The following is a 24,699-nucleotide window of genomic DNA, read 5'->3' as shown; positions in this document are numbered from 1 at the left end:
ACTACGGCGCGTCCACCACCGTGCCCGTCAGCACGGGATGGTCGGGAAGCGGTTGCGCGTTGTCGTCGGTCAGCGCGAGGCGCAGCGACTCGGCCGGCTCTGCCAGTTGGTCCTTCACCGTCGGCACGGTGAAGTCGGCGGTGGTGGTCCCGGCCGGGATGTCCGTCCACAACCACGGGTTCGCCAGGGAGAGTGCGCGCTCCGGGTCGGGGAGCTCACCGGCGTGGTCCATCAGCCACTGCGGGTCCACGTCCTTGGTGGACAGCTCGGCGCCCTCGGTGACCGGAAGCACCCGCATCAGCTGCAGGATGTCCACCTCGGCGGGCTCGGAGAGCGAGATCCGCCACGTCAGCGTCCCTCCTTCGGTCACCCGGTCCGTGACCGGCGTCAGGGTGACCGAGGGCGCGGGGTCGTCGTTCACCGCGGTGACCCCGCCTCGGTACGAGCCGATGACGGCGCCGCGCACGGCCTTCGCGACGACGTCGTACTGCTCGTCGTAGCCGAAGCGGGTGTCGCCCGTCACCTTCACGGGCACGTCGATGGGGGCGCTGCCCGGCCGTACCGTGACCAGCTTGTCCTTGGCCTGTCCGGTGTCCGGGTCGAGGACGGAGAAACGGACCCTGCCGCTGCCGTGCCCGGAGACCTGGACCGGGATGTGGTAGGTGAGGGTGCCCGAGTCGCCCTCCTTGACGGTGAGTCGGCCGATGTCGACGCGCGGCAGCGTCGTGGCCGTGGCCGCCGGGGTACCGGGGGCCCAGCCCCAGGCATCCATCAGCCAGGCCTGTCCGGACGGTGAACGCGGGCTCAGTTCAAGGGACTTGACGTGCTTCAGATCGAGGCCGGCGCGGGTGGCCGCGGTCAGCGGGACGCGCAGCTCGCGCGCCCAGTAGGAGGCGGTCCGTTCGGTGCCCGGCAGCCCGTCGACCTGGACCCGGCCGAGCTCGGCCCGGCGGCCGTCGGAGTCGGTGACGGCCACGTCCAGCTCGGTGCCGGTCGTGTTCGGCGGCACGAACAAGCGAAGTGCCAGGCTCTTGGCACCCGAGAGGGACACGGGAGCGGCGGGGCGGACCTTTGTCGCCGCGCCCGGCGCCGACCACTTCAGCGCGACCGCGCCGCGGCCGGCCTCCTTCTCCGTCCACCACCGCGCGAAGTGCGGCGACCTCCCCGCGGTGTCGGGGCCGAGGCAGGCCACGGCCGCGTCGGGGTCGAGCGCCGAGCACAGCCTGCCGCCGGTCACTTTCACCGGGGCGTCGGGCAGGAAGCCGCCCGTGCGGCGGGCGCCGACCGCGTGGGTCAGCACGCGGGCCGGGTCGGCCGAGCGGGCGCGCCGGCCCGAGCCGTCGAGCAGCGGGCGCACCCGGTCGTCGCCGGCGACGAACAGCCGTGCCGCGGCGGCGATGTAGGTGGCGCCGGCCTGGTGCTGCTGGTCGGCGGTGAGCCGGGTGCGGGCGCTCGTGGAGCACACCGGGTCGGGCTGCTGTTCCGGGTCGTCCCAGAAGTCGTCGGAGGAGGGTGCCTCGGACTTGCCCGGCGTCCACTCGGTGTTGAAGAAGTTGTGGTTGGCGCCGACCACGTAGACGGCGCTGTGCAGGGCGGTGCCCCGGCTGACCCCGCGCGTTCCGTCGACGTACACCTCGCCCTGGAGGTCGGAGACGTCGCCGTCGCAGCCGGGGAGGATCGTTGTGGACGGCACGTCGGCCACCGGATTCTGGCCGAAGATCGTCGGTCCGATGAGGACGGTCCCGCGGATCTTCCAGCGCACCGGGCCTCGGTAGCCGTCCTGTGCGGCGGGCGGCGGGTAGAGGCTGTCCATGGCGGCCCGGTTGACGCCCTCGCCGCCGCGCGAGTGGCCGACGAGCAGCACGCGGGACAGGTCGGCCTCGGCCGCGTCGGGCACGGCAGCCGGGGCGGTGCCCGGGTGGGCGGCCCAGCCGGCCCACTTGGCGAGGTGCTGTCGCACCAGCGAGGAGCGCGCCTGCGCACCGCCGTCCTCGACGTCCCCGTCCTGGCCGTTGATGCCGTTCGCCGAGATCGACACCGTCACATAGCCCTGGGAGGCCAGCAGCTTCTGGTCCTTCAGGTAGCCCTTGTGGCTCGGTATCGGCTGGGTGCCGGCCGAGCAGGGCCACTCAAGGGTCACGTCGTCCTCGGACCCGCCCGGCTTGAAGCAGGTGGGGTGGCGGCCGTGGAGGAACAGGGCGAGCGGTCGCTTGCCGGTGGCGCCGGTGGGCGCGACGACGACGGCCTGCATCTCGACCGGCTGGGCGAAGCCGGGGAGCTTCACCGGGTCGAGGTGGTACTCGCCGGTGACCGTGCGGTACCCGCCCGGCCTGCCCGGGTCCACGGAGTTCACCGGGAGTGGGGCCGGGGGCTGCGCGGCCTTCAGGGAGTTCCTCGGCTTCTTGCGGGTGTTGTCGGCAGGCGTGTCCAACCGGCGTCCGGCCGCGAGGACTTGCAGGTCCTTGAGCGGGGTGGCTCCGTGGAGAGCGAGGCGGAACGTGTGGCCGTCCTTGGCTGCCTTCGGTATGCCGAGCAGTCGGCCGGCCGCGTGGAACTCGACACGGGCGTCGCCCACGGGCACGGCCCTGTCCGACCGCCAGACCAGTTCACGCGCGACGCCCTTCCCGGTGACACGCCAGCCCGGTGGCAGTGGGCTCTCCGCCTTCTGCGTCAACGGCTCCACCTTGGCCGGATGTTGGGCCTGGGCCAGTCCCGGTGAGCCCGCCAGGGCCGCGAGAACGGCGACGGCGGTGACCGCTATTCGCCGGGTACGGTTCAAGGATCCCCTCCTCACACTTCGAGCGCGGGCGCCCCGTCGATACCGGGGGCCCCTCGCGCCTCGAAGGAAGCGAAACGGGACCTGTGGGTTGCCTGTGTCAGGGAAGTGTGCCCGCGCGGGACAAGATTCTGGTCACCGGGAACTCCCCACGCGGACGCCGGAAAAGGCCCCCTCCATGGGCCGAACTCCCCCTGTCCGCACGGCCGTCGTCGGCACCGGCCATCGCGCCCGCATCCTCGACACTGCCCGGGGCGACGGCGACTCCCTCACCGTCGCCCTTGCCCACCGCTTCAACCCGGGCTGCTTGCGAACTGTCCCGTGACCTCACGGACCGGCATCCCGCCTCGGCCGCCGACGTATGGCGTCAGGGCCGTGCGCGGACCACGCCCAGCGTCACATAGCCCTCGCCGGGGCCCGGCGGCCGGTTCCAGGGCCGGGTCCGGAAACTGTGGAGACGTCCGCGACTGAGGGCGAACCGGGGCAGCCGGACACCGAACTCGGCGGCAAGAGCCTCCAGGGCACGGCGCTCGCCCAGCCGCTCGCTCAGCCGCTCGGCGTGCGCGTCGTCCTGCGGGAAGAGACGGTCCGGGTCCAGCGCGGCCGGCACGGACCCCCGTCTGCTGACCGAGGTCCCCCGGACGGTGAACGCGTACCGCTCCTCGCCGTTCTCCGTGACGGACAGATGGAAGACACCGGGACGGTGGGTGCGGCCCGGCTCGCTCCACACCGTCACCGCACGGGTGTCCCGGGAGGCGGCGATGCCCGGGGAGACGAACCACCGCTCGTCGAAGCTCCTGCCCGGCCGCGGCTCGAAGGCGAAGCTCCAGCCGGGGCCCGCCCGGCCGACGGTGGCCAGCGCCTCGTCCTCCCACGTCACGGTGCGGTTGCCGTGGAAACGCGTGCGGGAGTCCCACAAGGTCATCGGCGCGTTCAGCACGGCGTTCTCGGGGGCGCCGATACGACCGGGCAGCTCGGCCGGCTCCACCGACTCCACGAGGACGAAGCGGTACGACACCAGGAAGTTGCCGGGATCTCCTTCCGCGAGCCATGCCAGGCCCGGCGGGTCAAGGTCGGCCGCGGGAGCCGGTGTGTCGCCCCGCTGTCCGGCCCGGGGTGTGGCCAGCAGTTCCCGGCCCCGCTCCGGGGTGATCAAGGGGCCGAGGAGCGGGTCGGCGCACAGGCCGACCGGCGCGAGGTGCTCGGGGCCGATCGGCCGCCACTCGGGCAGCGCGGCGCGCAGAATGCGCCAGGCCGCGTCCCCGTCGCCCCAGCGCGCCAGCTCCCGCGCCGCCTCCACGGCACCGCCGAAGGGGCCTTCGGCGGTGTAGCGGAAGGTGCCGTCCCCCACCTGCCGCAGGATCTCGTCCGCCGCCTCGCGCACCTCGTCGGAGGCGTCCCTCAGGCGGTGGGCCGACGACGGGCCGTCCCGGTGGTGCCGTACGTCCTCGGCCGCCAGTACGGCCAGAAACTCGGGCGCGTACAGCGGGTCGGCCGTGAGCCCCGGGAAATACACCATGTAGGTCTCCCCGAGCAGCCGGCGGATCTGGTCGCGCAGCCCTGTCGCCCGGGGCCTGCCGTACGCGATCGCCTCCGCCAAAGACGCCGAGGCCCGCTCGTACCTCCCGCTCAGCGCGTCCAGCCGCGCGGTCTCGACGGACGCGTCCAAGGCCCTCGTCGTCGCGTTGACGAACTCCGCCCCCGCACCCCCCGAGCAGCTCGCCTGCAGGCTGTGGAACTCGCGGTACATCGCCTCCATGAACGCGCCGAACGACGCGTACCGTTCCGGAGGACTCGCGTGCCACGACGCGTACCAGTACACCGCCCACTCACCGGCGTCGTCCACGTCCCCCGGGTCCAGCAGTACGTAGGCCGCGTCCGACTCCACGTCCAGCTGCAGCGCCCGCTCCCACATCCCGGCGAGCAACACGTCCTCGGGCGTGGAGTCGTCGTCCAGATCCCCGGGAAAGTACTCGGCCAGGCCCGCCGCGTCCTCGTGTCGGCGCACCGTGTCGGTACCGGCGAGCAGCCAGACGAAGCCGCCCGCGTGCCGCCAGCCGTCGCTCACCGCCAGAAACGTCCGGTACGAGGGCGGCAGCCGGTGCCCGAGCCGCTCCTCCAGGGCCTGGATGCGCTCCTCGGACGCGGGCGGGAACCCCAGCCAACGCGTACGCACAGGCTCCTCGTCCCGCACGTGTCGCTCGCTCGCCGGTGCGCCGGGGTCCTGCGCGTCTGCCCATTCCTGGCTCCAGCGCACCAGGAAGGACAGCCAGTCGTCCATGAAGTCCGTCATGTCGGCGATCCTGCCGGCCACCACTGACAACGCCCCGGTTGTCCCGGGCAGTTCGGGCCCGCAGGCCGGCCCTCGGGCCTGGAGCCGTGGACGACCGGTTCCGGCACGATCGGGAACGGATGTCAGCCGCCGATGATCAGGGTGAGCCCGTAGACGGCGACAGCCAGGCACGCGCAGAAGCACAGCACCGCTGTCGCGGTGGCCGTCCGGTGGGCGCCGTGGGAGCGTGCTCCGCCGTGTCCTGCGCCGTCGTCACGGGGCTGGGCGGCGACACCGAGGGAGAACAGCACGACCGTGAGCAACGTGATCCCGAGGCTCACACCGAACACACCGCCGAGGGCGGCCCAGTGGATGTCCATCGCCGCGCCTCCTTTCGCTGCCGGACGGGACGGGACGGGACGAGACGAGAGGGAACAGGACGGGAAAGAACGAGACGGGAGGGGACGGTCGGCCGGCTCTCAGACCGCAGGCTGTTCCACGCGCTCGGCCGACCGGGCGGGCAGTTCGTTGACGTTGTCCGGAGTCACGGGCCGGTGGCGCGACAGGGCCCAGAACCCGGCCGCCGCCGCGGCCGCGACGGCGGCCACCAGGGCCACGCCCGCGGTGCCGTGGCCGGCGGTCCAGGCCGCCGCGCCGCCGACGGCCGCCGCCGCGGGCAGCGTGAGCAGCCAGGACAGTGCGATGCGCCCGGCCACTCCCCACCGCACCTGGGCCAGCCTGCGGCCCAGGCCCGCGCCCAGGATGCTGCCGGTGCACACCTGCGTGGTCGACAGGGGGAATCCCATGTGGGACGAGGCGAGAATCACGGCCGTCGCGCTGGTCTCGGCCGCGAAGCCCTGCGGCGCCTCGATGTCGGTGAGCCCCTTGCCCATGGTGCGGATGATTCGCCACCCGCCCGTGTACGTGCCGAGCGCGATCGCCATTCCGGAGATGAGTACCACCCACCAGGGCGGCGCGGAGTCGTGGGCGAGCGCCCCGGTCGAGATGAGGGCCAGCGTGATGACGCCCATGGTCTTCTGCGCGTCGTTGGTGCCGTGGGCCAGCGCCACCAGCGACGCCGAACCGACCTGCCCCCGGCGGAATCCCCGCCGCGCCTGGTCGGGGGCCGTCCGCCGGGTGATGACGTACGCGAAGTAGGTCGCCAGCAGGGCCACGACACAGGCGACGAGCGGCGAGACGACGGCGGGGATCAGGATCATCTCGACGACCGCTCCGAACTGCACCGCGGATCCGCCGGCGCCCACCCACACCGCGCCGATCAGCCCGCCGAACAGCGCGTGCGACGAACTCGACGGCAGCCCGGCGAGCCAGGTCAGCAGGTTCCACAGGAGAGCGCCGACGAGCCCCGCGAAGATCATCACCAGGGAGACCTTGGCGTCGTCCACGATGCCGCCGGAGATGGTCTTGGCGACCGCCGTGGACAGGAACGCGCCCGCCAGATTCAGTGCTCCCGCGAGGGCGACGGCCACGCGGGGTCTCAGGGCCCCGGTGGCGATCGACGTCGCCATCGAGTTGGCCGTGTCGTGGAACCCGTTGGTGAAGTCGAAGGCCAGGGCCGTCAGGACGACCACGACGAGGAGGAACGAGACGGTACCCACGGGGGGACCTCCGAAGACGGGACGACCCCCACGTCCGCCGTGCCGTCCCCCGCCCGGACGTGTTCCACGCTAGGCGGCTCCTCCCGGGCCCGCGACCGGGGGCCCGCGACCGAGGGCCCGGTCGGGGGCCCGGCTCACGTCGGCCCCGGCGCCGCTCACGCGGTCGCCGCCGAACGGTCGCCGGGCGAAGCCTCGCCACCCTTCCGATCAGCGCGAGTTCGGCCGCCGCGCCGTACGTCCGTCGCCGCCCTGCCCGATCTCCAGGGCAAGGCCTCGACGAGGTGGGGCCGCCGGTCCCGGTCGCCGTGGCCCTCGGCGACCGGGTGTACCTCCACGTGTCCCACCGGTCCGACGCGGAGTCGCGCGCGGCGACCGGGGGCTTCGCGGTCGTTCGTGAGGGGTCGGCCGGCGCGGTGCTCGCCATCGGCGCGACCCTCGACCCGGGTGCTGCGCGCCGCCGGGGGTGCCACCCCGGGGCTGGATCTCGCGGCCTCGCGGGGGAGTTGACCGTCGTCGCGGGCTACTGCGAGGCCGACGGGGACGCCCGCTACAACAGCGTGGTGTGCGTGAACGGCGACGGAGTGCTCGGCAACCACCGCAAGGTCCACCAGCCGCTCGGCGAGGACGCCGGCTACGCCTCCGGCGACCGCTTCCACGCCTTCGACACGTCCGTCGGCCGGATCGGCATGCCCCTCTACTACGACAAGACGTTCCCGGAGTCCGCGCGCTCCCTCGCCCTGGACGGCGCCGAGATCCTCGCGTGCCTGTCCGCCTGGCCCACCAGCATCACCAACCGCGCCCCGCGCATGGCCCAGGACCGACAGGCCAAACTCTTCGACCTCTACGACCAGGCACGCGCCGCCGAGAACCAGGTCGTCCTCGCCTCCTCCAACCAGACCGGCGCCATGGGCGGCCTGCGCTTCCTCGGCCAGTCCAAGGTCGTCGGCCCCGGCGACATCCTCGCCCGCACCTGGGCCAAGGCGGGCCTGGCCGTCGCCGAGGTCGACATCGCCGCCGAGATCGACCGCGTCCGCCGCGTGCTGCGCGCCTCGACGAACGCCGTCCCGCCGCGTACCGATAGACCGGGGAGCCCCTCGTGAAGATCGCCCTGCTCAGCTGCTCCACCAGGCCGCGCGGCGGTGTCGTGCACACCGTCGCCCTCGCCGAGGCGCTCGCCGCGGCCGGCGAGGACGTCACCGTCCGGTCGCTCGGCCGGGGCGGCGACCGCGGTTTCTTTCGCGAGGTCGACGACGGGGTGCGTGTACGGATCCTCCCGTTTCCCGACGGCCCGCGGGAGGAGACCGTCGGCGCGCGCGTCCTCCGCTCCATCGCCACCCTCCGCGCCGCCTTCGCCCCGTGCGCGGCGGCCTTCGACATCGTCCACGCCCAGGACTGCATCAGCGCCAACGCGGCGGGCCCCTGTGTCCGCACCGTCCACCACCTCGATCACTTCACCACCCTCGAACTGGCCGCCTGCCACGAACGGGCCGTCGTCGAGCCGTACGCACACCTCTGTGTCTCGCGGTCCGTCGCGGACGAACTCCGCGTGGGCTGGGGCCTCGACCCCGCCGTCATCCCCAACGGAGTGGCGTACGAACGGTTCGCGACCACCGATCCCGCGGCCCGCGCCGGCTGGCGCGCCCGCCTCGGCCCGTACGTCCTGACCGTCGGCGGGACCGAACCGCGCAAGGGCTCCCTCGACCTCATCGAGGCGTACGCCCTGCTGCGCGCCGCGCGTCCCGATGTGCGGCTGGTTCGCCCGGTAGTCGCGGTAGTCGAAGAGGATCTCGCCGCCCGCGATCACCCCCTTCGCGTGCCCCTCCCTCAAGGAGGGCTTCGGACTCGCCGGAGGCCTTCGCCACCGCGCTCGGCCGCGCCCTCACCTCGGACGATCCGGTACGCGCCGCCCTTGGCCGGAAGCCGGCCGCCCGCCACACCTGGACCGAGGCGGCCGCACGCCACCTGGCGTTCTACCGGTCGGTTACCGGCGGGTCACACCGTAGGGTCGGTTGACGAACGTCGATCTACGGAAGGGTTCACCACCATGGCGCAGGAAGTACGTGGCGTGATCGCCCCGGGCAAGAACGAACCGGTGCGCGTCGAGACCATCGTTGTGCCGGATCCGGGGCCGGGAGAGGCCGTGGTGAAGATCCAGGCGTGCGGGGTCTGCCACACCGACCTGCACTACAAGCAAGGCGGCATCAACGACGACTTCCCCTTCCTGCTCGGCCACGAGGCTGCCGGGATCGTGGAGTCGGTCGGCGACGGCGTCACGGACGTGGCTCCCGGCGACTTCGTCGTCCTCAACTGGCGTGCGGTGTGCGGGCAGTGCCGGGCCTGTCTGCGCGGGCGGCCCTGGTACTGCTTCAACACGCACAACGCCAAGCAGAAGATGACGCTCAAGGACGGCACCGAACTGTCCCCGGCCCTGGGCATCGGCGCCTTCGCGGACAAGACCCTGGTCGCCGCCGGACAGTGCACCAAGGTCGACCCCGCGGTCTCCCCGGCGGTCGCCGGTCTGCTCGGCTGCGGGGTGATGGCGGGCATCGGCGCCGCCATCAACACCGGCAACGTCGGCCGCGGGGACTCCGTCGCCGTCATCGGCTGCGGTGGCGTCGGCAACGCCGCGATCGCAGGAGCCCGGCTGGCAGGCGCCGCGAAGATCATCGCCGTCGACATCGACGACCGGAAGCTCACCACCGCCTCGAAGCTCGGCGCGACGCACACCGTCAACTCCACCTCGACCGACCCCGTCGAGGCGATCCAGGGACTCACCGGCGGCTTCGGTGCCGACGTCGTCATCGACGCGGTCGGCCGCCCGGAGACGTACCAGCAGGCCTTCTACGCCCGCGACCTCGCCGGCACGGTCGTCCTCGTCGGCGTACCCACCCCCGAGATGAAGCTCGAACTGCCGCTCCTCGACGTCTTCGGACGCGGCGGCGCCCTCAAGTCGTCCTGGTACGGCGACTGCCTGCCCTCCCGCGACTTCCCGATGCTCATCGACCTGCACCTCCAGGGGCGGCTGGACCTGGACGCGTTCGTGACCGAGACGATCGCCCTCGACGGGATCGAGGCCGCCTTCGAGCGGATGCACCACGGTGACGTGCTGCGTTCGGTGGTGGTGCTGTGATGGGCGCCCGTGTCGAGCACCTCGTCACCTCGGGCACGTTCTCGCTCGACGGCGGCACCTGGGACGTCGAGAACAACGTGTGGATCGTCGGCGACGACCACGAGGCGATCGTCATCGACGCCGCGCACGACGCCGACGCCATCGCCGCGGCGGTGGGCGACCGGCGGCTGCTGGCCATCGTGTGCACCCACGCCCACAACGACCACATCGACGCCGCGCCCGCCCTCGCCGAGCGCACCGGCGCCACGATCTGGCTCCACCCCGATGATCTGCAGCTGTGGAAGCAGACCCATCCCGACCGGCTCCCCGACGCCTGGCTGCAGGACGGGCAGGTGATCGAGGCGGCCGGCGCGGACCTGACCGTCCTGCACACGCCCGGCCACGCCCCCGGCGCGGTCTGCCTCTACGACCCGGGCCTGGGCGCCGTCTTCACCGGTGACACGCTGTTCCAGGGCGGCCCCGGAGCCACCGGGCGCTCCTTCTCCCACTTCCCGACGATCGTCGAGTCGATCCGCGAGCGCCTGCTCACCCTCCCGGCAGACACGGTCGTCCGCACCGGGCACGGGGACTCGACCACGATCGGTGCCGAGGCCCCGCATCTGGAGGAGTGGATCAAGCGCGGCCACTGACCGGGCCGGGCCCGTCGCGACACACCAGCGAATCACGACAGGAGATGTCCGGCTTCCGAGGGACTCTCGTGGGGACACACGGGCGAAGGCAGCCCGTGAACCACACGAGCACGGAGGTCGGACATGCCAGGGCCGTTGGACGGCAGGGTCGCGCTGGTCGCGGGAGCGACCCGGGGAGCGGGCCGGGGAATCGCGGTGGAGCTCGGCTCGGCCGGCGCCACCGTCTACGTCACCGGACGCAGCACGCGCGAACGGCGCTCCGAGTACGACCGTCCCGAGACGATCGAGGACACGGCGGATCTGGTCACCGCGGCCGGAGGCGTCGGCATCGCGGTGCCCACCGACCATCTGGTCCCCGCCGAGGTCGAGGCCCTGGTCGCCCGCATCGCGTACGAACAGGGCCGCCTCGATGTGCTCGTCAACGACGTCTGGGGCGGCGAGAAACACTTCGAGTGGGACACCCCGCTCTGGGAGACCGACCTCGACCAGGGCCTCGGGCTGCTGCGCCGGGCCGTCGAGACGCACGCGATCACCAGCCACCACGCCCTGCCCCTGTTGCTGCGCACCCCCGGCGGCCTCGTCGTCGAGATGACCGACGGCACCGCCGACTACAACCGGGACACCTACCGGGTCTCCTTCTTCTACGACCTCGCCAAGGCGTCCGTCCTGCGCATGGCGTTCTCCCTCGGCCACGAACTCGGCCCGCGCGGTGCCACCGCCCTCGCGCTCACCCCCGGCTGGCTGCGCTCGGAGATGATGCTGGACACCTTCGACGTCAGCGAGGAGAACTGGCGGGACGCCCTCGAGCGCGTCCCGCACTTCGCCATCTCCGAGACGCCCTTCTACGTCGGCCGTGCCGTGGCCGCGCTGGCCGCCGACCCGGACGTCACGCGCTGGAACGGCCGCTCGCTCTCCAGCGGGCAGCTCGCCCGGGAGTACGGCTTCACCGACCGCGACGGCAGCAGGCCCGACGCCTGGCGGTATCTCGTCGAGGTCCAGGACGCGGGCAGGCCGGCGGATGTGACGGGGTACCGGTGAGCTCAGGCGGGACGCACCGGCGACAGCGGCCAGCGCGCGGAGTGGCCCGGGGGCAGCGCCAGATCGTTCCGCACGGCCGCGTAGTAGCCCTCGCGCCCGGCGCGCTGCCGCTCCAACAGGGTCTGCCATGCCTGCGGGTCACGCGTCCCCTCGCGCAGGAACTGCTCCATCTCCATCACCCTGACGACCCACGTCCGGGCCCGTTCCACCACCTCCGGACTGCCCAGGAGGATCAGCGTCTCCCCGGACGGATCCCGCGCGAGGGTGGCCTCGGCCAGCAGCGGCTCCGCCTCCTGCGGGGACAAGGGGTGCGGGTGCGGGTCGTTGCCCAGGTGTGACGCCACCCGGTAGGTCAGAGTGACGCTCTTCTTGAGCGACCGCGCGTAGTCGGCGTACACCGCGAGCCGCCGTTCCTCCCATCGGGCCGTCTGCTCCCGGCGGAAGCGGGCCCGATCGCCTCGCACGATCGCCAGATATGAGCCCAGCGCACCGATGACCACGCCGATCAGTGCCGGAAGTTGTTGTATGAACGCGGACATGGGCGCACGGTATCTGTCATGAGGCGCTTTGAAGGATACGGAGTTCTGATCACGGGCGCGGCCCGCGGCATCGGCGCGGCCACCGCCCGCCGGCTGGCCGAGGAGGGTGCTCGGGTGCTCGTCACGGACGTGGACCCGGCCGAGGCGGAGAAGACGGCCGCCTCGATCCGCGAACTGGGGGCCCGGGCAGAGGAGTTGGCGTGTGACGTGGGGGACCGGGCGGCGGTGGAGGCGGCCGTCGCGTACGCCGTGGACTCCTTCGGCTCGCTCGACGTCCTGGTCAACAACGCCTACGGGTGCTCTCCCGACGCCCCGCTCTTCGAGGACGAGCCGGACGAGGTGTGGGCGCGTGACCTCGACCTCACCCTGACCGGCGCGTACCGCTGCAGCCGTGCGGCCCTCCCGCACCTGGTGGCCTCGGGCCGGGGCGCCATCGTCAACATCGGTTCGGTGAACGGCATCCAGGACTTCGGCAACCATGCCTACAGCGCGGCCAAGGCGGGCCTCATGTCCCTCACCCGTACGCTCGCGGGGCACGCGGCCCCGCGAGGTGTGCGGGTCAACCTGGTCGCGCCGGGCACGGTCCGCACCCCGGCGTGGGAGGGCCGCGACGACGATCTCGCCCAGGCGTCGGGGATCTATCCGCTAGGACGGGTCGGTGAACCGGACGACATCGCGGCCGCCGTCGCCTTCCTCGCCTCCCGGGACGCGGCATGGATCACCGGGACCACGCTGTGCGTGGACGGCGGCCTCACCGCCGTCAACACGGGTTTCCGGAGCGCGGTGAGACCGTGAGGGCGGCCGACCGCAGGACGGAGAACACCCTCTCGGTGTCGGCCTTGGTCGTACGCCAGTTGCTGAACGCGGCCCGCAGCCCCTGAGTCCCCGCGTACACGGTCGGCGTCACGTAGGCCTCGCCCGAGGCCGCGACCGCCGCCGCCAGCGCGTGCACCCGCTCCCGCGTGGGCTCGTCCGCGAGGGTGAAGCAGACGACGTTGAGCCGCACGGGCGCCAGGAGCCGCAACTCCGGTACGTCCGTGATGCGTTCGCCCAGCAGCCGGGCGAGCGCGATGTTCCGCTCGACGATCTCGCGATGCCCCTCGCGTCCGTACGCCATCAGCGAGAACCACGCCGGGAGCGCCCGCAGCCGGCGCGAGTTCTCCGGTGTGAGGTGCAGGAAGTCGGGGTCGCCGGTCGGCAGGCCCAGGTACGGGGACTCGTTGTGGAAGACCCGGACCTGGAGGTCCCGGCGGCGCGTGAACTGCACGGCCGCGTCGTAGGGGACGTTGAGCCATTTGTGCAGGTCGACACAGACGGAGTCGGCCGCGTCGAGCCCGTCGACGAGATGCGCGTACGACGGTGACAGCGCGGCGAAGCCGCCGAACGCCGCGTCCACGTGCAGCCAGAAGTCGTACCGCTCCTTGAGCGCGGCGATGGCCCGCAGATCGTCGAAGTCGACGGTGTTCACGGTTCCGGCGTTCGCCACGACGATCGCCGGGCGCCCGTCGAGCGCCTCGAGGGCGGCGGCGAGCCGCTCGACGTCGACGGCCTCACGGTTCCCGGGCAGCACCGGCACCGTACGCAGCCGGTCCCGGCCGATGCCGAGCACCGAGAGCGCCTTGGTGACGCTGGAGTGCGCGGAGCCGGACAGGACGTCGACCGGTCCGAGCGCGGCGGCGCCCTCCCGTGACACGGACACGCCCAGCCGCTCGCCGAGCCACTCCCGCGCGATCGCCAATCCGACCGTGTTCGAGACGGTCGCGCCGCTCACGAACGCCCCGCTGTGCGCCTCGCCCAGTCCGAACAGCTCGCGCAGCCAGCCCACCGTCTCCCGCTCCAGCGCGCTCGCCGACGATCCGCCGCCGCCGGACACGTTCTGGTCGTACGCGCCGGTCAGCCAGTCCCCGGTGAGCGAGGCGGGCGTCGCGCCGCCGGTGACGAAACCGAGGTAGCGGGGCCCCGCGGAACCGGAGAATCCGGGCGCCCAGCGCTCGCCGAACCGGCTCAGCGCCCCCTGCGCGCCGTGTCCCTCGGCGGGCAGGGGCTCGGGATCGGGCACCTTGCCGGGGTGGGCGACGGGACGCCCGTCCAGTCCGTCCACCTCCCCGGCGGCGAAGTCACGGGCGGACTGCAGGAGCTCGGGAAGCCGGGAGAGATCGTCGGCGAGTGTGCGGTGCATGGCGGCAGCGTAGATCGGGCGGCGCACCCGGAGCCTGGTCCAATCCGGGGTAACTGGACTGCTCCCAATGTCACCGTTTCGTCGCAGACCGGACAGCCGTACAACGCCTGCGCCCCGACGCGGGTCTAGCAGGCGGAGAACGAGGGAAACACCCGGGAACACGCAGACAGAAGGGCCTGACATGGGGGACATACGCAGACGGGGAGCCGTCGCTCTGGGGATCACCGGACTGGTCGCGCCGCTGACGCTCGCGCTGGGCATGGCGCCCGCGCAGGCCGCGAGCTGCACGACCCAGACCGGCCCGTACCAGAAGCAGGTGGAGAAGTTCCTCGGCCGACCGGTCGACGGCCGGCAGTCCACCGCCGACTGCAAGGCGATCCAGGCCTTCCAGACCAAGCACGGCATCACCCCGAACGCGGGCTACGCCGGGTCCGTCACCTGGGGCGTGATGGACCTGATGAACAAGCAGAAGGCCGTCGGCAACAAGCCCAACAAGGACGGCAAGTGTCCCGTCAACAAGGGCCGCATCGCCTGCGTCAACCTGACCCTCCAGCTCAGCTGGATCCAGGACGGCAGCAGGCTCGTCTACGGTCCGGTGCCGGTCCGCACGGGACGCAACGGGTACGAGACCCGCACCGGTCTGAAGAAGATCTACTGGCGGGACATCGACCACGTCTCGAACATCTACAACGTGCCCATGCCCTACAGCCAGTTCTTCGACGGCGGCCAGGCCTTCCACTCGGTCGGCCTGAGCATGTGGAACCCGCCCGGCTCGCACGGCTGCGTCAACATGACCACGACCACCGCCAAGAAGTACTGGTCGCTGCTGAAGAACGGCGACGACGTCTTCGTGTACGGCCGCAAGCCGGGCACCTGACGGCACCCGGCCCCGCCCGGGGACCTCACGCCCCGGGCGCGTCCCCGAAGTCCGGGATCTCCAGCCTGACCCCGCCCTGCCGCGCTGACTCGTGCGCGACGATGCCCGGCAGGGTGTAGCGGGCCGCGACCCACGCGTTCACCGACGGCAGCGTCCGGGTGTTGACCGCGGTCACGAAGTCGTCCACCAGGAAGTGGTGGCTGCCCTCGTGCCCGTTGTGCAGGTGGTCGAACTCCCGGGGGAGCCGCGCCCGGTCGTGCACGGGCGCCGACCCGGACGTGAACGCGGCACGCAGCGCCGGCGCGATGTGCTGGAGCGAGGGATCGTCCGGCGCCATCGTCGGCTTGGGCTCGAGCAGCTCCGTGATGTCCTTCACCCCCTTCTTGTCCTGCCAGAAGCTCACCGTGGCGAGCTGCTCCATGCTGGCGTCGGTCCCGAAGAACCGGAAACGGGACTCCCGGATGTGCGAGGGATATCCGACCCGCCGGAACTCGTTCGTACGGAACGAGCCGCCGCCCGCCACCTCGAACAGTGCCGTCGCGTTGGAGAAGTCGTTGCCGAACTGGCTGACCTCCTTGTCGAACACCCCGTCCCCGCGCTCGTCGCGCACTCCGATGGCCGACACGCTCACCGCGTGCGTCCGCCAGGCGCCGAGCACCCCGCCCACCGAGTGCGTCGGGTAGAGCAGCGGGGGATAGCTGGCGGTCGCCTTCCAGTTCTCGCCGCCGCTGTACCGGTACGCCTCGTAGAACCCGAGATCCATGTCGTGGACGTAGTCGCCCTCGGCGTAGAACAGCCGCCCGAAGGCGCCCTCGGCGATCTGGTTGCGGGCGTGGACCGTGGCGGGGTTGTACTGGCTGGTCTCGCCCATCATGTACGTCAGTCCGGTCGCCCGTACCGCGTCGATGATCGCGGCGATCTCGTCCCGGGTGATGGCCATCGGCACCGCGGAGTACACGTGCTTGCCCGCCCGGAGTGCCTGAAGCACCAGCGGCCCGTGGGTCCAGCGCTGGGTGAAGATCGCGACGGCGTCCACCGCCTTCGACTCCAGCATCGCCTCGTACGAGGGGAAGGTGCCCGACAGCCCTTCGGCGCCCGCCAGTTCCTCCGCCCGTTCGGGGAGCAGATCGGTGACGTGGACATCGGCGACGCCGGGGTGGGCGAGGAACAGCTTCGCGAACTGGCCGGAGAACTGGCCGGCGCCGACGATGCCGAGAGAGAACGCCATCTGAGCAACATCCTTCACTGGTGGAGACTTCACGGGTCGGGCTCGTCCTGGACTCATTTACTTTTGATGCGGAACAATCGAAGCGTCAAGAGTCCTGTACGCATCTTTTCCGGCGAACTGCCGCGCCATACAGTGATGTCATTAATTCCGAGGCGAAATGAAATCTTCTGGGAGCCCGACCCTCATGACCACACGCGCCGCCGGCTGGCTGCCGCTGAGTCCGGGTGAGCGTGCGGTGGCGATCGAGGTGCTCGTGCACGGGCCGCTGTCGCGCAGCGAGATCGCACGCCGCCTGAACCTGTCGGCGGGCAGTCTCACCCGGCTGACCAAACCGCTGATCGAGTCCGGCCTGCTGATCGAGGCCGCCGAGTCGGGGGAGGGGGAGAGCGCCGAGGTACGTCAGGGGCGTCCCTCACAACCCCTGGACATCGTCGCCGAGTCCCGCTCCTTCATCGGATTCAAGATCACCGAGGACATGGTCTACGGCGTCGTCACCACCCTGCGCAGCGACATCGTGGCGCGGCACGACCGCCCTCTCACCACCCACACCCCGGCTGAAGTCGCCGACCTGCTGGCGGAGATGACCGAGGAACTCACCCGGTCCTTTCCCGCGCCGGCCGGAATCGGCATCGGAGTCGGCGGCCGTGTCGAGAAACGATCGGTCGTCGCCGAGTCGGCCTTCCTCGGCTGGACGGACGTCCCGCTGGCCGAACTCGTCGAACCGCGCACCGGGTTGCCGGTGGTCGTCGAGAACGATGTCGCCGCCCTCGTGGAGGCCGAGACATGGTTCGGCGCCGGCCGCGGACTCGAACGCTTCGTGGTCCTCACCATCGGCGCCGGGATCGGCTACGGCCTCGTCCTCGGCGGCAGCCGGGTCGCCTCCGTCGAGGACGGGCGGGGTGTGGGCCGCCGCTGGATCGTGAACCCGTACGGCCCCCTCACCCCCGAAGGGGAACGCGGCAGCGCCATCTCCCTGCTGACCATCCCCAGCATCCGCTACCAGGTCAGGGCCGCCACCGGCGAGGACCTGAGCTACGAGGAGATCCTCGCCCGTGCCGCAGCGGGTGACCCGCTGTCGGCCCGCGTCCTGGACGAGGCGGCCCGCGCGCTCGGCACCCTCGTCGCGCAGATCGCCAACTTCGCCATGCCGCAGAAGATCCTGCTCGCCGGAGAGGGTGTCGGACTCGTCGACGTGGCGGGCCCGGCCGTCGAGGAGACGATCCTCACACACCGCCACCCGCAGGCCGATCCGGTCGATCTGGAGACGAAGGTCTCCGACTTCCACGACTGGGCGCGCGGGGCCGCGGTGCTGGCCATTCAGGTGCTGGTGCTGGGGACGGGGGAGAGAGGGTGAGCAGGTGCGGACGGTGATCCCACGTCGGACGAGTGATCAGGTTCACGGTCCGTAATGTCGTAAGGCGTACCTTTACTCACAACGCCTTCACGCCAAGGCCCGTATGCTTCACACCATGTCCACCACTCCTGAAACCGACTCCGTGCGGTCCGCCGCCGATGTCAACGAGGAGATCCGGGCCCTGTGGTTCCGGGCCGGTGGGACGCTGAGCATGGAGGAGCGGCGGGAGTACCAGCGGCTCGTCCTGGAGTGGGCGGAAGCCGCCCCCCAGTCGCCCACACAGGCGGCGTGAGCCCGCTCGGCCGCCCCCCGGGTCCGTGACGAACGGGGCGTGACTCCTGGTTGCGAGTCTCCGCCCCGTCACCTCGTCCGCCGCCCCGGCCTCAGCCCCAACTCTGCGAGTACTGCCGCCGGTAGCGGTTGCGATCCTGTTCCGTACGGATGTACCGCGTGGCGACCAGCGCGATGATGCTGCCGGCGATGACCAGCAGCCCCGGACCGATGTTCTGCGGGTCCGTGAGGCGGGTGAGGAGTGGCTCGGAGGCGCCCGACCCGACCGCCTGGACCGAGCCGGGCGCGGCGGATCCCGGCACGACGGCCGCGCCCTGCGAGGACGCGGGGGCGGGGGAGGACTGGGCGGTGGCTCCCGCCGCGCCCTGGGCGGCGGCACCCGGTCCGGTCAGTTTCACCCCGAGCGCCGTGAGCGCCTTGGTGATCGGCTGGAAGAACGTCGTACCGCCCGCCGTGCAGTCCCCGTTGCCCCCCGAGGTCACGCCGAGCGCGATGCCCTCCGAGAACAACGGACCGCCGCTGTCGCCCGGTTCGGCACACACATTGGTCTCCACCAGACCGGTCACGGTGCCCTCGGGGTAGTTGACCGTCGCGTTGAGCGCCTTCACCTCACCGTCGTGGAGTCCACTGGTGCTGCCGCTGCGGAAGACCCGCTGGCCGACCGTCGGATCGGCGGCGCCGATGATCTGGACGCCCTTGCCGCCCCCGATCGAGACGACGTTGTTCCCGGTGTCGTTCTGGCCGTTGTTGTACTGGATGAGGGAGAAGTCGCTGCCGGGGAACGCCGTGGTGACCGTCTGCCCCAACTGCTTGGCGCCCTGGTTGTCCCCGAACCAGACGGACCCGGCCGGCCCGCAGTGCCCGGCCGTCAGGATGAACTCGTTACGCCCGTTGGTCACGTTGTAGCCCGCCGAACAGCGCCCGCCGGTCGAGAACATCGGCAGGGCGGCGTTGAGCCGTGTGGTGAACGTGCCCTCGGTCCGCTCCATCCGGACCGAACTGCCCATGCTCGCGGCGAGCTTCTTCATCCGGGACCAGTCGGAGGCGGACACGGTGCGGTCGGCCTGCACCACCACCTCGTTGTGGACGTAGTCCATGGCCCAGGCGGTGCCCGCGACCCGTGGCGCCGCCTTCAGCGCCTTCGTCACGGACGTGAGGTCCTCCATGCTGTGACTCACGACCTTGGGGCGGGCGCCCGCCTTCTTCACCTCGTCCGCCGCGGCCGAGTCGGTCACCGCCACGACAGGGTGCCCGTCGGCGGCGATCCAACTGCCCGCCGTACGCGCGGTGCCGAGGGTCGACACCAGACCCGCGCCCTTGCCCGCGGCGGCCAGGGTGGCGCTCTGGGGGGCACGTGACGCGGCGGACGGCTCGCTCGCCATGGCGTGCGTCACCATCAACCCTCCGCAGAGGACCCCGCCGACGGCCGCGAGTCGCGCCCCCCGTCGGACGATCCGTCGTCGTGCGTGCCTCATGCATGGGCTCCCGAAGCCGTACGGTGCGGCGTCGACGCCGCCGGGGCTCCGGTCGTGAGCCCTCCTTCCATACGTGCGCCCGTGCCCTCGCGTTCACCCAGGCCGCATTCCGGTTCAGGGTTTGCGGCCCACCCCGCCGAACATGGCCACTTCCGCCGGTTCGTCCCCGTCCGTCGGCTGCGGACGCCAGCGCGAACAGGAGACGACACCGGGCTCCGTGCGGCCCTCGGGGGCACTGGTGAGCAGGGCGCGGGCGTGCGCCAGGACCAGCGGGTCGTTGTCGGCGTAGACGATCCGGGCGTCCGGTGCGAGCCGCTGCGCCACCTCGTGCGTGTTGTCCGCGGTCGGCAGGCCGGTGCCTATGTCGAGGAACTGGTGTATTCCGCACGCGGTGACCAGATGGCGTACGGCGCGTCCCAGGAACAGCCGGTCCGCCCGCGCGTAGTCGCCGATGCCCGGGTGCAGTTGGCGGATCCGCTCCCCGGCCGCCCGGTCGACCTCGTAGTAGTCGCCGCCGCCGAGCCAGTAGTTCCAGATCCGGGCCGTGTGCGGGCGGGTCGTGATGATCCGGCTGAGTACCCCCTCGGCGGGGAGTTCCGAGGTGGCCGGGTTCTCGGGCGCGGAATCAGCTCCTGGGCATTTCCTGTGATGACGTGCAGACCGGCAATGTAGGCGTCAACAGGCCATCGGGGAAGGGAAGTTGTCACTCTCCTGTCGGCCGTACCGGTGGCAACCCCGGGGCCTGCCATGATGGGCGCATGCGCGTGCTGATGCCGGTACCCGACCGCGACTTCGACGTCACCGAAGTGGCCGTTCCCTGGCGGATCCTCACCGATGCGGGGCACGAGGTGGTGCTCGCCACCGAGCGCGCGGGCACCCGGCCGGCGGCGGACCCGCGGCTCCTGAGGGGGGTGCTCTTCGGACAACTGGGCGCCGCCGAGGAACCCCGGCGGTTCTACGAGCAGCTGACGAAGTCACCGGAGTTCACCGCCACCGTCTCCTGGGCCGGGGTCGACATCGAGGAGTACGACGGTCTGTTGCTGCCCGGCGGACACGCACCCGGCATGCGGCAGTACCTCGGCTCGACGGCGCTTCACCAGCAGATCGCCCGCTTCTGGGCGCTCGGGCGGCCCGTCGGCGCGATCTGCCACGGCGTCCTCGTGCTCGCCCGCGCCCGCGACCTCACCACCGGCCGGGGCGTCCTGGCCGACCGGCGCACGACCTGCCTTCCCACATACATGGAACGCACGGCCTACTTCACCACCGCCTGGCGCCTCGGCCGCTACTACCGCACCTATCCCGCGTACGTCGAGGCCGAGGTCAGGGCGGCCCTCGCCGACCCGGGAACGCAGTTCGTACGCGGCCCCCGCACCCTGACCCGGCGCGGCACCGCCACCGACGACACGGACGCGTTCGTCGTCGAGGACGGCCGCTATCTCTCGGCCCGCTGGCCGGGTGACGCCTACCTCTTCGCCCGCCGCTACCTCGCCCTCCTGAACAGCTCCGCCTCCGCGGCATGATCCGCCGGACAGGCCCTAACGGCTCAGGCGGGCGGCGACCTGCTCAGGCGTCAGGTAGTGGTCGGTGTGCTCGAATTCCCGCAGGGTCCCCTTCCGGTCGGCGAGGAAGCCGGTGCGCACGAAGTCGTCGCCCGCGACCGCGTTGAGGAACCAGTTGGCGGCCGTACGGAACCTGGCCGAGCCCGTGCGCAGCGCGTACAGGTGGTATCCACGGGCCACGACCTGTGCGGGCACGCCCTTGAGACCGATACCGAGCGGCTTGGACACCGCGTCGTGGCCGCCGAGGTCGACGACCAGGCCGAGGTCCTTGTGCTTGTACGGCGTCATGGGCTGTCCCTGCAGCAGTGCCGTCAGGTTCTTCGCCGCGTGCCGGCCCTGCCGGGCGGCGTGCTGGGCGGTCGGCGGACAGTAGGAACCGTCGGCCCTGGCCAGGTCGGGCACGGCGGCGGCGTCGCCCAGCGCGAACACCCCGTCCAGGCCCGGCACCTTGAAGTCCGGCTCGGTGAGGAGCCGGCCGCGTACGGTCTCCGCGCCCAGTGAGTCGACCAGCGGACTCGCCGCGACACCGGCCGTCCACACCAGTGTCCGTGACGGCAGTACCCGGCCGTCCGTGAGGGTGATCTTGCCTTCCGTGACCGAGGCGACGGTCGTCTCGAGGGAGATCTCCAGACCGCGCTCGCTCAGCAGGCGCAGCGCACTCGCCCCGAGCTTGTCGCCGAGCTCCGGGAGCAGCTTGGGGGCGACGTCCACCAGGTGCCACTTGATGAGCCCCGGATCCAGGCGCGGGTGGTAGCGCTTCGACGCGGCGGTGGTCAGGCGCTGCAGGCAGGCCGCGGTCTCGGCGCCCGCGTATCCGCCGCCGACCACGACGAACTGCAGTCGCGCCGCCCGCTCGTCCTCGTCCGACGTGGCCGCGGCCAGGTCGAGTTGGGCGATCACATGGTCACGCAGATACACCGCCTGGGCGAGCGTCTTCATCCCGCGCGCCTCGTCGAGGAGACCGGGGATGTCGAAGGTGCGGGTCACGCTGCCGGGCGTGAGCAGCAAGTAGTCGTACGACAGATCGACGAACTCCCCCGTGATCTTGCGTACGACGCACCTCTTGGACGCGGGATCCACGCCGATCACACCGCCCGGCAGGAACGTCGTGCGGCGCAGGATCCGGCGCAGCGAGGGGGCCACGGACTGCGGGGTGACGACACCGGCGGCGACGTGCGGCAGCAGCGGCAGATAGAGCTGGTAGTCGGTGGGGCTGACCAGGGTGATCCGGGCGTCACCCGGCTGAAGGGTGCGCTCGAGCCCGCGTGCGCACTCGACGCCGGCGAACCCGCCGCCGACGATCACGATGTTCGGTGCGTCCATCCCAGCTACCTCTCTCCGTGTGCCAGACATCGCGGCCCGCGAGCCCAGGCTCACACGGGACGGCACCGAGTGCCACCCCGCGCCGGAAGGGAGGACGGCGGCCACGAGTTCTTCTACCGATCAGTAACTCCGTCTTCCCTTCTTGTACATCCTTAGGCACGATCATCTGTCCAGCGGCGATGGTCGAGGCACCTCGCCGCTCCGACATGAAAAGGGGACGAGCATGACAGGACGCGGTGTGGGGCGCCGGATCGGCGCGGTCTCGGCGGTCGTGGCGCTGGGCATCGGGGGGACGGTCACCGCTGCGGGGACCGCCGCCGCGGCTCCGGCCCAGACGGCGGTGAGCGCGACGGCTACGACGGCCGCGGTCGACTACGCCACCTGGCAGAGCGACGTCAAGGCGGTCATCGACCAGGCAAAGCCCTACGTCGAGCAGCGCACCGCGAACGCCGCCGGGCAGAAGCTGGCCCTCGTCTTCGACATCGACAACACCACGCTGGAGACGGACTTCCACCCGTGGTACGAACTGCCGACCCCGGCGGTCAAGCCCTCGCTCGACCTCGCCCGCTACGCGCGCTCCCGCGGCGTCGACATCTTCTTCATCAGCGCACGTCCGGGCATCATCTCCTCCCTGACGCAGTGGAACCTGACGACCGTCGGCTACCCGGTCTCCGGTCTCTACACGCGCGACCTGCCCGATCTCTTCGAAGAGGTCAGCGCCTACAAGACCGGCAAGCGCGCGGAGATCGAGTCGCGGGGCTACACGATCATCGCCAACGTCGGCAACAACGACTCCGACCTCGTCGGCGGCCACGCCGAGCGCACGTTCAAGCTGCCGGACTACAACGGCCAGCTGTCCTGAACGGGCGGCGTGGACTCCCGGCCGTGACTGCTTAGACTCCCCGCATGGACGAGACGAAACTGGACGCGCTCGCTTCAGGCAAGTTCCTGCTGATCACGAGCTACCGCAAGAACGGTACGGGGGTGGCGACGCCCGTGTGGGTGGTCCGGGACGGCACGGCGCTCGGCGCCTGGACCAGCGCGGACTCGTGGAAGGTGAAGCGGATCCGCAAGCGGGCCGACGTCCTGGTGGGTCCGTGCGACGTGCGCGGCAATCCGACCGGCGAGCAGATCCCCGCCACGGCGGAGATCCTCGATCCGGCCGCCACCGCGCGCTACCGCCGGCTGATCGCCGGCAAGTACGGCATCCTCGGCCGTCTCACCCTCTTCGGCAGTCGACTGCGGCGGGGCACGGACGGCACGGTCGGGATTCGCATCTCCCCGACCACGTGAGCAGGGGGTGAGGGCCCGGCCACCGCCGGGCCCTCACCCCCTGCTGTCCGTTTCCCTGTCCGTGTCACCCGTGGAACGGTCCCGGAGTGCTCCAGGCCGTCGTCCCGAGGACGGGACAACTCACCTGTACCGGCGGGAAGTTCACGTAGAACTTCGGCCCCTCGTCCGAGGGCCGCTCCTCAGGGGGTTCCGTAGCCGGTCCAGGCATGGAGCTTGTCGGGGTTGAGGACCATCCACACGTCGGTGATCAGACCGTCGTGGATGTCCAGGGCGACGACGGCGATCGTGGTACCGGCGATGCGGACGCTGACGCCGGGGGTGCCGTTGACGTCCTCCTCGACGAGTTCGACTCCGGGTTCGTTGCGCATGAGGCCGAGGAAGAGGCGGGCGACCTTGTCCCGGCCGATGATCGGGCGCAGGGCGGCGCGCACCCTGCCGCCTCCGTCGCTGCGTGACTCGACGGCGGGGTCGAGGAGCGCGACGAGGGTGTCGAGGTCGCCGGTCTGGCAGGCGTGGCGGAACGCGGTGACGATCTGCCGGTGTTCGTGTGCGGTACTGCTGCCGGGCCGCTGGTCGGCGATACGTCGGCGGGCGGAGGAGGCGAGCTGGCGGCAGGCGGCGGGGGTGCGGCCCACGGTGTCGGCGATCTCGGTGAAGGGCATGCCGAAGATGTCGTGGAGCACGAAGGCGACTCGCTCCGCGGGCGTGAACGACTCCAGGACCACCAGCATGCCCATGCTGACCGACTCGTCGAGGGTGATCCGGTCGGCCGGATCGGCCCCGCCCTCATCGCCTGCGCTGGTCCATGTGGCACCGTGCCGGACGGGCTCGGGCAGCCACTCACCGGTGTATTGCTCGCGGCGGACGCGCGCCGAGGTGAGGTGGTCGAGGCAGATCCGGGACGCGACGCGCGTCAGCCAGGCCAGCGGTGCGCCGATCGCCTGCTGTTCCTCCTCCGGCAGGCTGTACCAGCGGGCGTAGGCCTCCTGGACCACGTCCTCGGCGTCCTGCAGGGATCCGAGCATGCGGTAGCCGAGGTTGAGCAGGCGGCGGCGTTCGGTCATGAGGGTGCCGAGGGTGGGGTCCTGGGCGGGTCCCGGGGGTGTGGACACGGGGC

At 71.6% G+C, this 24,699-nt stretch carries 22 protein-coding genes and 1 pseudogene; 12 read left to right on the top strand and 11 right to left on the bottom strand.

Going from position 1 to position 24,699, the window contains the following annotated elements; genetic code table 11:
* Position 1 precedes the first annotated feature (1 nt).
* The 4 genes from AQJ27_RS00470 to AQJ27_RS00455 form a co-directional block, all read right to left on the bottom strand.
* Positions 2-2,779 carry an alpha/beta hydrolase family protein gene (locus AQJ27_RS00470; RefSeq protein ID WP_067360033.1) on the bottom strand — a complete coding sequence of 926 codons (2,778 nt, stop codon included), beginning with the start codon at positions 2,777-2,779 and terminating at the stop codon, positions 2-4.
* A 364-nt stretch (positions 2,780-3,143) separates the two neighbouring features.
* Entirely contained in the window at positions 3,144-5,069 is a 1,926-nt protein-coding gene (locus tag AQJ27_RS00465) for an SMI1/KNR4 family protein (RefSeq protein ID WP_235613427.1), read from the bottom strand.
* A 122-nt stretch (positions 5,070-5,191) separates the two neighbouring features.
* On the bottom strand, positions 5,192-5,428 hold the full coding sequence (locus tag AQJ27_RS00460) for a hypothetical protein (RefSeq protein ID WP_067360031.1): 237 nt from the start codon (positions 5,426-5,428) through the stop codon (positions 5,192-5,194).
* 99 nt (positions 5,429-5,527) lie between these two features.
* On the bottom strand, positions 5,528-6,667 hold the full coding sequence (locus AQJ27_RS00455) for an inorganic phosphate transporter (RefSeq protein WP_067360028.1): 1,140 nt from the start codon (positions 6,665-6,667) through the stop codon (positions 5,528-5,530).
* A gap of 281 nt (positions 6,668-6,948) precedes the next feature.
* Here AQJ27_RS00455 and AQJ27_RS00450 point away from each other — a divergent pair, with 281 nt between their 5' ends.
* The 5 genes and pseudogenes from AQJ27_RS00450 to AQJ27_RS00435 all read left to right on the top strand — a co-directional run bounded on the left by AQJ27_RS00450 (position 6,949) and on the right by AQJ27_RS00435 (position 11,464).
* On the top strand, positions 6,949-7,767 hold the full coding sequence (locus tag AQJ27_RS00450; RefSeq protein WP_096239680.1) for a carbon-nitrogen hydrolase family protein: 819 nt from the start codon (positions 6,949-6,951) through the stop codon (positions 7,765-7,767).
* Positions 7,764-8,204: pseudogene (locus AQJ27_RS58340) on the top strand (glycosyltransferase); the annotation flags it as partial. The gene AQJ27_RS00450 and the pseudogene AQJ27_RS58340, both read left to right, overlap by 4 nt.
* A gap of 507 nt (positions 8,205-8,711) precedes the next feature.
* Complete coding sequence (locus AQJ27_RS58335) at positions 8,712-9,797, top strand: S-(hydroxymethyl)mycothiol dehydrogenase (RefSeq protein WP_067362543.1); 1,086 nt, start codon at positions 8,712-8,714, stop codon at positions 9,795-9,797.
* On the top strand, positions 9,797-10,426 hold the full coding sequence (locus AQJ27_RS00440; RefSeq protein ID WP_067360026.1) for an MBL fold metallo-hydrolase: 630 nt from the start codon (positions 9,797-9,799) through the stop codon (positions 10,424-10,426). Before AQJ27_RS58335 ends, AQJ27_RS00440 begins: the two co-directional genes overlap by 1 nt.
* A gap of 123 nt (positions 10,427-10,549) precedes the next feature.
* Entirely contained in the window at positions 10,550-11,464 is a 915-nt protein-coding gene (locus tag AQJ27_RS00435) for an SDR family oxidoreductase (protein WP_067360024.1), read from the top strand.
* Between the two features lie 2 nt (positions 11,465-11,466).
* Here the strand turns inward: AQJ27_RS00435 and AQJ27_RS00430 are convergent, their stop codons facing one another.
* A complete protein-coding gene (locus AQJ27_RS00430; protein ID WP_067360022.1) occupies positions 11,467-12,003 on the bottom strand; it encodes a hypothetical protein in 537 nt (178 codons plus the stop codon).
* Between the two features lie 18 nt (positions 12,004-12,021).
* Here AQJ27_RS00430 and AQJ27_RS00425 point away from each other — a divergent pair, with 18 nt between their 5' ends.
* Entirely contained in the window at positions 12,022-12,798 is a 777-nt protein-coding gene (locus AQJ27_RS00425) for an SDR family NAD(P)-dependent oxidoreductase (protein WP_067360020.1), read from the top strand.
* On the opposite strand, the gene AQJ27_RS00420 is transcribed toward AQJ27_RS00425, so the two are convergent.
* Positions 12,764-14,182: a pyridoxal phosphate-dependent decarboxylase family protein gene (locus AQJ27_RS00420; protein WP_067362540.1), complete on the bottom strand. Its 1,419-nt coding sequence runs from the start codon at positions 14,180-14,182 to the stop codon at positions 12,764-12,766. The genes AQJ27_RS00425 and AQJ27_RS00420 overlap by 35 nt on opposite strands.
* A gap of 181 nt (positions 14,183-14,363) precedes the next feature.
* Between AQJ27_RS00420 and AQJ27_RS00415 the strand changes: the two genes are divergently transcribed.
* Complete coding sequence (locus tag AQJ27_RS00415) at positions 14,364-15,059, top strand: L,D-transpeptidase family protein (protein ID WP_067360017.1); 696 nt, start codon at positions 14,364-14,366, stop codon at positions 15,057-15,059.
* Positions 15,060-15,084: 25 nt separating this feature from the next.
* Here AQJ27_RS00415 and AQJ27_RS00410 read toward each other — a convergent pair whose 3' ends face one another.
* Complete coding sequence (locus AQJ27_RS00410) at positions 15,085-16,287, bottom strand: Gfo/Idh/MocA family protein (RefSeq protein WP_067360015.1); 1,203 nt, start codon at positions 16,285-16,287, stop codon at positions 15,085-15,087.
* Positions 16,288-16,471: 184 nt separating this feature from the next.
* On the opposite strand from AQJ27_RS00410, the gene AQJ27_RS00405 reads away from it, so the two are divergent.
* A complete protein-coding gene (locus AQJ27_RS00405) occupies positions 16,472-17,641 on the top strand; it encodes an ROK family transcriptional regulator (protein ID WP_067360013.1) in 1,170 nt (389 codons plus the stop codon).
* Between the two features lie 103 nt (positions 17,642-17,744).
* Positions 17,745-17,933, top strand: a complete 189-nt coding sequence (locus AQJ27_RS00400) for a hypothetical protein (RefSeq protein WP_060896602.1) — start codon at positions 17,745-17,747, stop codon at positions 17,931-17,933.
* A gap of 91 nt (positions 17,934-18,024) precedes the next feature.
* Here the strand turns inward: AQJ27_RS00400 and AQJ27_RS00395 are convergent, their stop codons facing one another.
* The gene (locus AQJ27_RS00395; protein WP_067360011.1) at positions 18,025-19,407 is read right to left on the bottom strand and encodes a S1 family peptidase; all 1,383 of its coding nucleotides are present in this window, start codon (positions 19,405-19,407) and stop codon (positions 18,025-18,027) included.
* Positions 19,408-19,521: 114 nt separating this feature from the next.
* On the bottom strand, positions 19,522-19,974 hold the full coding sequence (locus AQJ27_RS00390; protein WP_067360008.1) for an SAM-dependent methyltransferase: 453 nt from the start codon (positions 19,972-19,974) through the stop codon (positions 19,522-19,524).
* A gap of 191 nt (positions 19,975-20,165) precedes the next feature.
* Between AQJ27_RS00390 and AQJ27_RS00385 the strand changes: the two genes are divergently transcribed.
* Positions 20,166-20,927, top strand: coding sequence for a type 1 glutamine amidotransferase domain-containing protein (locus AQJ27_RS00385; RefSeq protein ID WP_067360006.1), 762 nt, complete (start codon positions 20,166-20,168; stop codon positions 20,925-20,927).
* A gap of 15 nt (positions 20,928-20,942) precedes the next feature.
* Here AQJ27_RS00385 and AQJ27_RS00380 read toward each other — a convergent pair whose 3' ends face one another.
* A complete protein-coding gene (locus AQJ27_RS00380) occupies positions 20,943-22,289 on the bottom strand; it encodes an NAD(P)/FAD-dependent oxidoreductase (protein ID WP_067360004.1) in 1,347 nt (448 codons plus the stop codon).
* Between the two features lie 223 nt (positions 22,290-22,512).
* Between AQJ27_RS00380 and AQJ27_RS00375 the strand changes: the two genes are divergently transcribed.
* Positions 22,513-23,151: an HAD family acid phosphatase gene (locus tag AQJ27_RS00375; protein ID WP_067360002.1), complete on the top strand. Its 639-nt coding sequence runs from the start codon at positions 22,513-22,515 to the stop codon at positions 23,149-23,151.
* A gap of 44 nt (positions 23,152-23,195) precedes the next feature.
* Positions 23,196-23,582 (top strand): PPOX class F420-dependent oxidoreductase, encoded by a 387-nt coding sequence (locus tag AQJ27_RS00370; protein ID WP_067360000.1) that lies wholly within the window; start codon positions 23,196-23,198, stop codon positions 23,580-23,582.
* Between the two features lie 179 nt (positions 23,583-23,761).
* Here AQJ27_RS00370 and sigJ read toward each other — a convergent pair whose 3' ends face one another.
* Positions 23,762-24,694, bottom strand: a complete 933-nt coding sequence (sigJ, locus tag AQJ27_RS00365) for an RNA polymerase sigma factor SigJ (protein ID WP_235613428.1) — start codon at positions 24,692-24,694, stop codon at positions 23,762-23,764.
* Between the last annotated feature and the right edge of the window lie 5 nt (positions 24,695-24,699).

Source organism: Streptomyces olivochromogenes, from assembly GCF_001514115.1.
GTDB lineage: Bacteria > Actinomycetota > Actinomycetes > Streptomycetales > Streptomycetaceae > Streptomyces > Streptomyces olivochromogenes.
The sequence above is the reverse complement of the archived record's forward strand: the minus strand, read 5'-3'. Positions and strand labels throughout refer to the sequence as shown.